The organism is Paenibacillus sp. MMS18-CY102 (assembly GCF_009789195.1).
Lineage (GTDB): Bacteria > Bacillota > Bacilli > Paenibacillales > Paenibacillaceae > Paenibacillus_T.
Genome location: NZ_WSTC01000012.1, coordinates 109,892 through 123,148 on the forward strand (window position 1 = coordinate 109,892; position 13,257 = coordinate 123,148).

General features: G+C 57.9%; 4 protein-coding genes. All 4 read right to left on the minus strand.

From position 1 onward, the window contains the following. Positions 1 to 16: 16 nt before the first annotated feature. From GON22_RS11015 to GON22_RS11030, 4 genes are read right to left on the minus strand one after another with little or no spacing between them, the layout of a single operon-like run. Positions 17 to 7,081: an SDR family NAD(P)-dependent oxidoreductase gene (locus GON22_RS11015; protein ID WP_160396142.1), complete on the minus strand. Its 7,065-nt coding sequence runs from the start codon at positions 7,079 to 7,081 to the stop codon at positions 17 to 19. 4 nt (positions 7,082 to 7,085) lie between these two features. Continuing rightward, complete coding sequence (gene fabD, locus GON22_RS11020) at positions 7,086 to 8,384, minus strand: ACP S-malonyltransferase (RefSeq protein ID WP_160396143.1); 1,299 nt, start codon at positions 8,382 to 8,384, stop codon at positions 7,086 to 7,088. Next, positions 8,377 to 9,459 (minus strand): MupA/Atu3671 family FMN-dependent luciferase-like monooxygenase, encoded by a 1,083-nt coding sequence (locus tag GON22_RS11025; RefSeq protein ID WP_160396144.1) that lies wholly within the window; start codon positions 9,457 to 9,459, stop codon positions 8,377 to 8,379. Before GON22_RS11025 ends, fabD begins: the two co-directional genes overlap by 8 nt. Then, positions 9,456 to 13,253 carry a non-ribosomal peptide synthetase gene (locus tag GON22_RS11030; RefSeq protein ID WP_160396145.1) on the minus strand — a complete coding sequence of 1,266 codons (3,798 nt, stop codon included), beginning with the start codon at positions 13,251 to 13,253 and terminating at the stop codon, positions 9,456 to 9,458. The genes GON22_RS11025 and GON22_RS11030 overlap by 4 nt, the downstream gene beginning before the upstream one ends. Positions 13,254 to 13,257 lie beyond the last annotated feature (4 nt).

Below are 13,257 nucleotides of genomic sequence, written 5' to 3' on the forward strand. Positions count from 1 at the left end.
TCAATTCCTCCTTCAATTAGTTGGTTTGCACTGCGATCTTATCAAGCCTTGCGCTGATCATCTGGTGGAGCTTACGCTCTTGCTCGGCAATCCGCGCTATTCGGTCCGCCCCAGATTCGAACGTGTCCTGCCGGAAACTATCGCCATACATATACCGAACCATGCCTTTTCGAACATATTCCCAGTCCGCCAGTATTTCATCTAACAATGCATGTTCTTCCTCGGCCTCTGGCAGCAGCGCATGCAGCCGATAGATTTCCACACGCTTGGTCAGCGCAGCTTCATTCAAGAACGCGACCAAATGGCTAACATGCGGCTGCAAGGTGTCCGCTGTCGCAGTAACATTGATGTAGTTGGAACGGATTCGTTCCAACGCCGCCAAGCTTTCAGCCAATTGGCCCTGCCCATCTTGCCAACAGCGCGCCCACTGTACGGACGGGTCAGCTGACAATTCAGCAGGCGCTGGTGCAGAAGCGAGCTTATAATGCGTCGCCTCATGAACGCCGGTCTTCACATACTGTTCGACGAACCCTTCGAATGCGCGAGCCATATCCTCGAACGGCAGCGTCCTTCTTCGGTACGATAGATTTTCCATCCGGTCATGCTCCACAATGTGGAACAATCGCTCCCTTAGGTCGAATCCGAATACGAGAATCGTATGGTCGATATGCCGCTTGCCATATGCATCCTGGCGGATTGGCAGTTCATAACAGTCGACCCAGACGACTGCCGGTTGGCCGGCGGACAAGCTTTCTAACAGCTCTTGGACAATATTTTCACTGCCGTGCTCCGTAACCGCTCGAATGCCGCTTAGGGCGAAGACCTCTTCAATCGTCCTAACCGAAGCATAACCAGCGGTGTTGATGCCATCTGTCTCTTCATACACGACGAGGTCATTAGCTAAGAACGGCGAAATGCTGCGCCCGAAGCTTCGGACTGCCGGGAAGAGCGAGTTGAAGAAGCAGTTGCGATAAAAAATGTCGTTAAACGGCTCGATGCCGGGCAGGACTAGCGTCTCAGCCGACAGCGCCGAGATTGCCGGTTCGAACCGGGCAAGCTTCCTTGGCGTTTCCTGCTGCTCATGTGCCGCAGGCGATGCCGGGGACTTATCGGAAGCAATCTGAGCCGTCGATTCAGGTTCAATAGGCTTGCCGCCTGCAGCAGTCTCACCACCGCTGGCACGAATATGGCGGGCGAGCGCAGTAAGCGTGCGGTGTTGGTATAGGTCATCTGCATCGATCTCGATGCCTTCCCGAACCAACTCCCTCTCAAGCTCGATCGCAAGCAGCGAGTGGCCGCCCAGTTCGAAGAAGTCGTCGTCAACGCTCATTTCGCTTATGCCTATCAAGTTGCCCCATATCTGTCCCAACTGTACAAGAAGCGGATCGCCGTTGTCCGGGCTCAATCCCTTCAACGCCACCGTCGCCATTGGGAGGCCTGCCGGTTGGCTTACAGGTGCATGCGTGGCAGCTGCTGCCGCTTGCGGTTTCGGCTCAGGGCCGAGCCAATGCCGCTTACGCTGGAACGGGTATGTCGGAACGCGGACTTTGCGCGTCTCCTTGCCTTCGTAGAGCTGTTCCCAGTCGACGTCGGCACCTGACACATACAACTGGGCAAGGCCGCGCCAGCTATCCTCTTCTTCCGAAGCTAAGCGAGATGACAGCCCGTCTAGAAGCTCTGCTGCCGCAGTACGCAATTTACGATGCGCGGTTACGGTTAGCAAGCTGTCTTCCGTCGCCTCCCGTTCGCCTGTAATGACACGATGGACCCCATGATAGGCGCCTTCTGGCCATCCGCCATCGTTCTCCGCCGCATAATTAGCGAAACGCTCAAGCCATTCCTGCAGCTCTCTGCGGTTGCGGAAGATCAGGGCAAGCCGATGGGCATAATGCCCTCTTCCCGTATTTGCTGTGGCGCAAATGTCGTCAAGAGAATATACGCTTGTCCGCATGAACGTGCGGTAACGTTCCACGAGTTCACGCAGCGCTTCCTCCGAACGGCCTGATAGCGCGAGCATCCTCCAGCTATCCGGCTCTTCTTCGATCCGGCCCGCCCGCTGGGTTTGGGGAGCTTCCTCCAGTACGACATGGCAGTTCGTTCCACTGAACCCGAACGAGCTAACGCCGCATCGCCGCGGATCTCCGTCGGTTTCCCAATCTTGTGGGCGGTCAACAACGTACACAGGCGAACGCTCGAAGGCAATGTTCCGGTTCGGGCGGTCGAAGTGTAGCGTTGGCGCCAACTGCCCGCGTTGGAGCGAAGCGACGGCTTTGGCAAGCCCCGCAACCCCGGCTGCGCTGTCCAAATGCCCGATATTCGACTTTACTGAGCCGATCGCACAGAACTGCTTCTTGTCGGTATAACGCTCGAATGCCCGCTGAATGCCATCAACCTCGATCGGATCGCCGAGCTTCGTCCCCGTACCGTGCGTTTCAATATACGTGACCGTTGCCGGATCAATCGCCGCGTCTTCCCAAGCTTCTGCAATAACTTTCTCTTGCGCAACTGCATTCGGGGCAGTGATGCCAGCGGAAGCGCCATCCTGGTTAATCGCGGATCCCTTGATGACGGCGTACACACGGTCACCGTCCGCCTGCGCCTGTTCCAGCGGCTTAAGGAGCAGGGCGACTGTGCCCTCACCCCAAACCGTACCGTCCGAGGCGTCGTCGAAGGCACGTGTTTGCCGATGGGACGATTCGATGCCAATCTCGAACACCCCTTCCACCGGCATAAGGCATGCTTTTACCCCGCCCGCTATCGCCATATCGCACTCGCCGCTGCGAATCGAACGGCAGGCTAGATGTACAGCGACGAGCGATGAGGAGCAAGCCGTATCCACGAGGAAGGCTGGACCTTGCAGATCGAGCAGATAAGCGATCCGGCTCGCAATGAGCGACGGCGTATTGCCGGCACCAGCAGCGTGGATGAGCGACGGGAACTTCTTATTAATGTACTGCCCATAGACCGGCCAATCGGCAAAACCGAGGTAGACGCCTGTCTTTGTGCTACGAATTTTCCCACCGCCATATCCGGCGTCTTCGATCGCTTCCCAACATGCTTCCAGGAATAAACGCTGGTTAGGGTCCATCAGCGATGCTTCCCTCGGCGATATGCCGTAAAACTCAGGGTCAAATTCATCTACGCGATCCAAATAGCCCCCATGGCTAAACCGGACCTCTTCACTTGGCACATCCGTGTAATAATCGACGAACCGGCACCCATCTTCTTGCCTTGCTTCTGGATATCCACGTATCGATTCCTTGCCGCCAATAAGGTTTTCCCAGAATGCGTCTATGTCTGGCGCATCCGGCAGCCGCACCGTCATCCCAATGATGGCGATGTCTGTTGCTTCCCCGGCAATGCGAGCCTTCTGACTGCCCGCTGTGCTGCGTGCTTCGCCACTTGCATCATTCTTCGCCTGCAAGAAAGCCGACAGCTTGGCGATGGTCGGATGGCTGAACAGGTCAGAAATTTTCGTCTGGCCAGGGAACGAATCTTGCAGCCGCTCATGCAGCCGCGCGATCAAGATCGAGTCGCCGCCCAGCTCGAAGAAATTATCTTCAACGCCAAGCTCATCGTAGCCGAGCACGGCCATCCAAGCTTGGGCGACCTTTTGTTCCACGTCGGAATAAGAAGCCCCTTCGCTCTTGCCCTTCAGCTTCACTGGCGCAGCGTGGACAACTTTGGAAGGCTTTTCCTCCGCTTGCTTCCCGCTCGCAGCCAACGCTTCGCCCATACGGAAAGGAAGCATGTCCCCAAGCTCGAAAAGCACGCTGTCCCGGTTCCATTCCCCGACCAGTACATGCGCAGCAGGCATGCTGAGCAGTCGCTCGAACGCTTCCATGCCACGATCAGGCTGCAATATCCGCAATAGCTCCTTGCGTTCATCCGTCTCGGAAGCGGCCGACAAACCCGTTCTCTCCCAGGAAGGCCAAGCAATAGAAAGCACCCGTCCACCTTCGATGCGGCGAGCCGACGCGTAGGCGTCCTGCCACGCGTTGCCTGCCGCGTAAGGGCCAGAGCCAATGCCGCCTACCAGCGTAATCGCGGAGGAAAACAAGATTAAGAAGTCTGGATCGTCCGCTCGGGTTAGCTCGTCTAGAAGCTGTGCCCCCCGGACTTTTGCAGCGGTGAACGCTTCAAACTCCAGTTCCGTGAGCTGGGACAGATAATTCCCGTCTCCACTGCCGGCCGAATGCACGATGCCGTTCACGCGACCGTAACGATGCCGGAGCAGCTCCAGCGCTTCGCGCAGTGAGCGCTCATCAGCAGTGTCGGCGGCAATCACATCGACTTGCGCCCCTGTCCGTTCGATCGCCTGGATCGCCCGGATCCGGTGCGCATCGCTAGATTGTCCATCGGCCGAGACGATCTGCTCCCACGCCTCGCGAGGCGGAAATGCCGATCGGTTCAGCAGCGCGATCCGTACGGCACCCTTAGCAGCGATCTGTTCCGCAATGCGAAGGCCGATGCCGCCAAGCCCGCCTGTGATCAGGTATACGCCATCCGTTCGCCAAGCAATATTCGCTTCGCCATCTGGAAGGTTTTTCAATGTGCTCACTTGCTCGATATACCGCTTGCCTTCACGCCAAGCTGTCGTATACGGTGCAGCGTCCGCCGATTCGCTCATCAATGCTGCAACCAAGCCGTCGACGTCGTTTGCCGTATAGCCATAATCGACGCAGCGCGCCCGGATATGCGGCATTTCCCAGTGAATCGCCTTCCCCATTGCGAACAATGCCGCCGCAGCTGGATTCGTGCGCACTTCTTTCCCGTCGACACAATAGGCACCGGCTGCCGCCAGAATGAGCTCGACCGGCTGCTTCTGCTCCTCGGACGCAAGAGCCCGCAGCAACCCAAGCAACTGCCATGCTCCTGCGTACAGGCCTTGCTCGCCGACGGCGTCTCCGCCGACGAGCAGGGCGATCCGCCGCAATCCCCCTGCAGCCGTTGGACGGAGCAGGCGACCGAACTCGGCGGCGTACCCCTCAATCGCCGGCGAATCATCTGCAGCACTTCCGATTGGCGGCGTGAACAACACCGCCTCCGTTACGCTGTGCCCACCAGCTGCAAGCAACTGTGCTGCTGCCTGTGCCACAAGCGCTTGGTTAGCGCCAGCGACAATGGTCGGTGCCGCGCTCGATTGCGCATTTGCCCTATCAGGGAGCGGCTCTTCCCGCCATTCCAAACGGTGGTACATGTCCGGTTCGGCATCGCGCTTCGCCGCTAAGCTATCATCACCCGGGATATGAATCCAACAGCGCTTCTGTTCGAATGGCGTCGCGGGGAGATTCAATCTCGCCACTGGCCTTCCTTGGAAGAGCTTCTCCCAATTGACGTCCGCCCCAGCCTCATACAGCCTGCCCAGTTCGCGAACCATATCGTGCTCCGCACCCTCATTCCGGCGCCAGCGGTCGATTGCCTCATTTGCTTGCTGATTCGCATCACTAGCTGCGGCGGCTGGCTCACCGATTGCTCCTTGGCGCAGCCCCCGCAACGCTACTAATATCTCCTCACGCCCAGCCCCGCGGATAGCAATTCGGTATGGATAATGGCCGCGGCCAACAGCAGCGGTATAGCAAACATCCGCCAAGCGGGCATCAGGATGTGCGTCAAGGTAGTCCGCATACCTGCTCGCTAATTCAAGCAGTGAAGCCTCTGAACGTGCCGAGAACGGCAACAGATAGGGCCGAACGCTCGGTTCCGAAGACGGGGCTGCCGTTGGTGCGGGCGCTTGCTCCATCACGATATGGCAGTTCGTTCCGCTGATGCCGAAGGAGCTGACCCCGCAACGCAGCGGTGAATCGCCTGCTTCCCAAGGGGATAGCCGGGTGTTAATGTACGCCGCTGATTCAACCCACGGAATCGCGCGGTTTGGCCGTTCAACGTGCAGCGTTGGAAACAGCTGCCGATGTTTCAGCGACAGCGCCGCTTTCAACAGGCCGGTGATGCCCGCTGCGTTGTCGAGATGGCCGAAGTTGCTTTTGATAGAGCCAACCGCACAGAACATCTTCCGGTTCGTGTGCCGGGCGAACGCGCGGCGAATGCCTTCCAGCTCAATCGGATCGCCAAGCTTCGTGCCGGTGCCATGCGTCTCGATATACCCCACCGTCTCAGGCGAAATGCCAGCCTTCCGCCACGCTTCAGCGATTACATCCGCCTGTGCGTCTGCGTTCGGCGCTGTGATGCCCACGGAGCTGCCGTCCTGATTGATCGCGCTCCCCTTGATGACAGCGTAGACCGTATCTCGGTCCTGCAGTGCGCGGGAGAGCGGCTTTAGCATGATCGCCACCGCGCCTTCCCCCGTGCCAGTGCCATCAGCCGCATCGTCGAACGTCCTCGTTCTGCCTGTAGACGACTCGATGCCTACTTCGAATTCCCGAACGGGCAGCAGATGCAATTGAATGCCCCCGGCAATCGCCAGATCGCATTCCCCGTTCCGGATAGCCTGGCACGCGAGATGGACCGCCACAAGCGACGAAGAACAGGTCGTGTCAACGAGCAGGCTCGGCCCTCTCAGGTCTAGCAAATAAGACAAGCGGCTGGCAATGATCGGCTTTACGTTGCCGGGCAACGCCATCGATGAAGCTTCCGGCTCCATCTTATCGATCATCCGTTTGTATTCGGAGTCCGAGCCGTAGCCGACGTAGACGCCAGTCCGGCTGCCCTCTAATCGGCGGCCGCCCATGCCAGCGTCCTCTATGGCATGCCAAGCAGTTTCTAGAAACAGCCGCTGGTTTGGATCGAGCAGGCTTGCCTCTTTGGGCGACAGCTTAAAAAACGAATAGTCAAAACGGTCGATCGCCTCGAGATAAGCTGCCTCGCCGTAGGCGAGCTCGGATAAATCTTTCCCCTCAGCGCGGAAGTAACGGTCCGTATCGCTGCGGCGCGTTCCGGGCAACGGCCGTATCGCGTCCGTCCCATCCCTAAGGAGCTTCAGCAATTCCGTCTCGGTCTTGGCCATTGGAAGCTGCAGCCCGATCCCGACGATCGCAATATCCCCCTCGGATGCTGGGCGCTTCACATTCGCAAGCCCTTCTTCCTTTTCCCTTCCTTTTAAGCGAACCGTTCCGAATTCCATTCAATCACCTTCCTGCCGCTGCCGCGGCGCGTTCCGGATTGTCAGCTGTCTCCACGTACTCGGGGAACAAATCCCCTGTTCTCGTCCGGGAGACGATGTCACGCAGCCTTTCCGCTGCTTCTTTACTCGGCACGCCTTTCGTCTGGAAAATCCGTACCAGCATGCGAAGCGCCTCTCGCATCTCATCCGGTTCTGGCCCGCGCTCTTCCGCGTCCAGCTGTTCTTGAATCGCTTCGATTGCCCGATAAGGCTCGATAACGCCTTCCCGGTATGTCCGCTCATCCCAGTTGCGGTTGCGCGTAGCGGCTGCGGCGGTTAAACAGCTCGCGGCAAACCCGCGCGCATGCTGCCGTGCCCCCGGCAAAAGCGGCTTGAGCTTCTGTTGGATCTCATCCAACTGTGACGGCTTCTCGAACGAAAAAGCTTCCATCCCTGCTGCATTCACTTTGGCCAGCCGCGTTAGCACGGCCTGTGGGCCCAGCTCAATGGCAGCACTCACGCCCGCCCCTTCCAAGAAGCGCATCGTCGCATCCCATCGGACAGGCGATACGATCTGTTCGACGAGGCGGCCAGCGATCTCATCAGGCGAAGCGTACGGCAGCGCCGTCACGTTCGATAGGACCGGCCAGCGGGGGGCGGCAATAGCCGTTTTGCTAATCTCTTCTTCCAGCCGCTCCGCAGCCGAAGCCATCAATGGGCTATGAAACGCTGCTCCAACGTTCAAATAAACAGCCTTTGCACCAAGTGCCTCTAGTTCGGCAACAGCACTACGGACTGCATCCGCACGGCCGGAAATAACCGTCTGCAAAGGAGAGTTAAAATTAGAAATGACCACTTCCGCGCCAGGGGCGCTGAGCTTGATGCACACGGCTTCGACCTTGTGGGCGTCCAAACCGATAATGGCGCACATCGCGCCCTCCCCTGCATCTGCAGCTTCTTGCATTAAGCGCCCGCGCATCGCCACTAGCCGAAGCGCATCTGCGAATGTCATCGCTCCCGCACACGCGAGGGCGGTCCATTCGCCAAGGCTATGGCCCGCAGCGTAATCAGGCGTACCGCCAATCTGATCCTGGAAGACGCGGTAAGCGGCAACGCCGAGCGTCAACAAAGCCGTCTGGGTATATTCGGTTCGAGTCAGCTGCGCCGTATCCGAACCCATCATGATCCCGCTCAGCTTATAGCCGAGCGTGTCATCCGCTTCCTCGAATACGCGCCGCGCGATCTCGCTTTCCTCGTGCAGCTCCTTGCCCATTCCCGCGTATTGCGATCCCTGGCCTGGAAAAAGCATCGCCCATTTATCCATTCGCTCCGCTCCCCTCCATTACAGCTGAACCCGCATACCGCAGCCGAAGCTGGTCGATACGTGCCAAGCTCTCCGCCATATCACGCTCTGGGACGCCAAAATCAATCAAGCAAGCTATCTCGTCCACGCCCATTGCCTGAAGCTCATCAACCATAGCCATGCATGTGTCCGGTGTGCCAAATAAGGCGCTATCGTTCCAGTATCGTTCGAAGCCAGACGAAGCGACCATCCGGCGGTGCCTGTCGGTGATCCGGGACGGATCGATCCGCAGCTCCCGGGCGATCGTAGCATCATCAAACAATTCAGTATGGGAAGAAAGATACCGAATCATTGGCTCGCGCACAGTTTCACGCACTTCCTGTGGATCGTCGCCAAGGAATGTATGCAGCATGACCGTTACACGCCCATCTGGCGAATGGCCATTCAGCCGGCGCGCCTCACGGTAAACCGCAATGTGTTCCTTGAGTTCAGACTTATCGATCGCGTACAGCGCGGTTAGCACATTCGCGCCAATCTCGCCCGCTCGCCGCCACGTGTCCCGCGTCCTTGACGTCGTAATCCAAACCGGCAACTCATTCTGCACTGGGGTCGGATAAAACCGTTCAATCACCTGCTCGCCTTCATGCGATTGGAAAGTGACCGGTTCACCGCGCCACAGTTGCTGTAGAATCGCCAGCCGTTCAAACATCGCTTCCCTGCGAATCGTGAACAACTCTGGCGCGAAAACATATTCCTTCGGATGCCAGCCGTACGTCACGGACAGGCCCGCACGGCCATTTGACAAGTTGTCAACAATCGACCAATCCTCCACTACACGGACCGGGTGGTGAAACGGAAGCGAGATGCTGCCAGCACGAATGCCGATGCGCTTGGTTCGCGCTGCTATGGCTGCGCCTAAAACCGACGGGTTCGGAAACAGACCGCCGAAGCGGTGAAAATGCCGCTCTGGCGTCCATACAGCTTCGAATCCGCGCTCATCTGCCTCTGCAGCGAGATCTAGCAGCGCAGCATATTTGCCATGGTCCTTCCCTTCGCCGTCGGAAGAGAAGAAAAACAAACTGAATGCTAGGCTCACGACGGCACCTCGATTCCGGACAGCTGCTTCAGCAGGTCAAGATAGGATTGGATCAGCCATTCCGGCGTTCCCGCCTGGAACCTTCCCTTCCGATGAAGCAGCGTCAAGCCGAAGCCTTCTTCCTCTCCCAAATTCCCATCCTCAACACATAACATCAGATCATACAAACCGATTAGCCCGCTGCGCTCACTATCCGTCAAATCCCCTGATTGGCAAAGGAACGGCAGCGCCTCGAACCGGCCACGCTCTGGGAGGAACCGGTCAACCTGCTCTAGCGGAATTACGCTTGCTGCAGCATCCTGTGATTCCGCTTTCCGGCGGCATGTGCTGACATGTGCGAACAAGCCAGTAAAATCTTGCAGCGCATCAAGATCAAACCGGATTTCTGCAGCCCCGTGCCCTGAGTGCACAGCTACATGGAAGACAGCCGATCTCTGGCCTGAGGCCTCCGCGAACAAATAGCCCCACATTGCAGCCAGTATGTCGTAACGTTCTAACGAGTGCTCCGCTGCCAAACGATTCAGGGCAGCCCCGATTGCAGGCTCAACTTGCAGCCGTACCGGATCGGCAGTGCCGACGGTCCCTTCTGCCGAATGCCACTCGAAGCAATCCTCAGGAAGTGGCTGATAGCCCGTTATCGCATACGCTTCACGGCGATTCCGCTGGGCATCCAGCCACGCAGCCTGCTTTGCGGCAGTCGGCAGCGAGAATAGGTCCGTAACTGTGATTCCAGCCGAGAACGCCCGTTCCAGCTTCGATTGCAGCGTCATAAGCAGCAAGGAATTTCCGCCGATATCAAAGAAGTGATCATTTGGCCCAATCTCGGAAAGCTTCAGCACGTCGCACCAGACGGCGATGACCGCTTTCTCCGTCTCGCTTTGTGCCTCGATGCCGATACGTCCAGAAGCCAGCCGATCAGTGCATCGAAGCAAGGCTTGTTTGTCGGCCTTGTCGTTGCCGGTACGGGGAATAGACTCGATTCGATAATACACGGAAGGGAACATGTGGGCTGGAAGCCGTTCTCCGAGATGCTCCCTCAGCTCATGCGCCGTCGTCTCCTTGTCCGTCGCCACATAAGCAGAGATCTGCTTCTCCCCTGCCGCGTCGTCCGTTGCCATAACGAACGCCTCGGTAACAGAAGCGTGCTCCTGCAGCGCCAGCTCGATCTCGCGGAGATCGATCCGGTAGCCGCGAATTTTAACTTGCTCGTCGTTGCGCCCCTCGAATCGAATAGTCCCGTCTTCCTGCCAGGCGCCAACGTCCCCAGTCCGGTACATCGTCTCGCCGGAACGGTAAGGGTCCGGCACGAATTTGCTGCCCGTCAGCGCTGGGTTGTGCAAGTACCCTCTCGCTACCCCGTTGCCCGAGATGCAAATCTCGCCCGGAACGCCGATTGGCTGCAACTTCCCGCGTTGATCCGCGATATAGACGTTGTAGCCATCGATTGGCGATCCGATCGGAATATTTTTCTCGATCTCCGGATCGCATCGCCAATAGGTTGCACACACAGTCCCTTCCGTTGGCCCGTACGTGTTGTACACGCGAGCCTGGCTGGCCAAACGGTCGTAATGTGCCGCCTTCAGCACATCTCCGCCGCTGAGATACGTATGCACGCCCGGAACGCCGCCCCGCTTGTTCAATTCGCTGAGCAACAGCGGCTGAATCGTAACGACCGTCACGCCGCTCTCTTGAATCAGCACGATGAGCCGATCAGGATCAAGCACATCTTCCCGCTTCGCGATGACGATCGTAGAACCGCTTAGCAGCGCCGGATAAACCTCTTCGACAAAATGGTCAAAGGAGCATGAAGCCTGCTGCAGAACGACGTCATTGGTGCTTAGCTGGAATTCCTGCTGGAAAGCATGAACGTAAGCAAGCAGTTGGCGATGCTCCGTCATAACCCCTTTTGGCGCGCCTGTCGAGCCCGACGTGTAAGTAACATAAGCGATCTGGCTCGCCTCAATCTCATGCAAGGGAGCATCCACGCCATCGTCCTCGCCGGACGTTGCCGACTCCGCATCGCTAATTGGGATAGCCCGTCCCAAGAAGGATGGCGGAACCTCGATGCCGTCACCGATCAGCAACAACTCTGCCGCGCTGTCCTGTAACATGTAAGCGATTCTGGCAGGCGCATAAGCCGTATCAATTGGAATATATCCGCAACCCGATTTCAAAATAGCCAGCATCGCAACGATCCATTGGTCCGAACGTTCCGCAAGCAGGGCAACCAACCTGTCGCCGCTCTTGAGCGGCTCACGCCGGAGCCTGCGGGCAAGCTTATCAGCCCGGCTGTCAAGCTCGCCATACGTAAAGCTCTGCCCGCCGCTAATAACAGCGACATGCGAAGGATTTGCGCGAGCTTGATCCTCGAAGACGCGATGCACCAATGCCTCGCTCGGCTTTCCAATCGGGGCGTTGAACACATTTAAGATGCTCTCCCGTTCTTCAGGCGTTACCAAATCAAGTTCACTGACGTGCTGCAGCGGCTGGCGGACAACTTGGTCCAGCAAATGCAAGTAATGGCCTGCCATGCGCTTAATTTCGCCAGCGGATAAGCTCGCCGCATCGTAATCGAATTCAACCATCCATTCACCGGATGTGCGAATGCCCAGCGTAAGCTTGTAATGGGTCGATTCGCTCATCTGATAGCCGGTAGCTGCGAGATTGCCGCCCTGCATCGCCAATGCGTCGAGCGGATAGTTGTCGAGCACGACAACCGTCTCAAACAGCTCATTGGCTCCGCCCGCGTTGCCCCAGCTGGCAATATCCGTAATCGACGCACTCTCATGTGGCTCCCTGCGGCGAAGCGCCGCATCAACCGAGCGGATAAGCTGCTCCGTTGCCGCATCTTCGTCCACAGTGACACGAACAGGCACCGTATTAATGAATAGCCCGATCATCTCTTCCACGTTGTCGAGATCCGGTGTTCGTCCAGAGACCGTCGTTCCAAAGACAACATCGCGCGCTCCTCCATACTTATGGAGGAGCAATGCCCAGACGGCGTACAGCACCGTCGCGGCGGTCACGCCTAGCTGCTTTGCATAATCAGCCAACAACAAAGTGGTCTCAGGCGAGAAAGGAGCCGCAAAGGCGCCCGGCACTTTGCGCCGTGAGGCATCCGCGCTCGCTTCGGATCGAAATGGCAGCATGGCCCGATCCCCAAACCCGGCTAACTCGCCCGTCCAATAGGCACGGTTAGCTTCGTTGTTTGCACGCTGCTGCCATGCCACGAACTCCCGAAAACGTGTCTTTTGGGCAAACTGCGGTTCTGTTCCTGCCAGGCAAGCGTCGTAGGCCTGCATAAACTCTTTGAGCAATATCCCATTGCTCCAGCCATCGAACAGGATATGATGCCAGCTAACGGCCATCTCGAAATTGCGATCATCTAACACGCATATAAGCACGCGCAATGGCTCCATCGCCAGGTCAGCTGGCTTGCGCCGCTCATCGTCGATCGCCTGTGCGACAAGCCGTTCGCTCTCCTCTGACGTTAACGCAGAGCAATCCCGCTCCTCGACCTTGATGTTCGGCTCGCGCAGCACGATTTGAACGGGGTGCTCCAGCTTCTCCCAACGGAACACCGTCCGCAACATCTCGTTGGCCATGGCTACATGCCGCCAGGCAGCGCGCATCGCATCCATGCGCAGTTCTCCAGTAAACCGAATGCCGAGCTGTTGCACATAGCTGTCTTCGTCCCTGCCACTGCGGTAGTGATACAACAGCCCCGCCTGAGTGGGCGTCAATGCCGTAATGTCCTCGATGCTCGCACGGTCCAGCTTGGCCGCGTCACTCATCAAA

Coding starts and splice junctions, on each gene's coding strand:
- fabD (WP_160396143.1), bottom strand. CDS start 8,384: ATGGATAAATGGGCGATGCTTTTTCCAGGCCAGGGATCGCAATACGCG.
- GON22_RS11015 (WP_160396142.1), bottom strand. CDS start 7,081: ATGGAATTCGGAACGGTTCGCTTAAAAGGAAGGGAAAAGGAAGAAGGG.
- GON22_RS11030 (WP_160396145.1), bottom strand. CDS start 13,253: ATGAGTGACGCGGCCAAGCTGGACCGTGCGAGCATCGAGGACATTACG.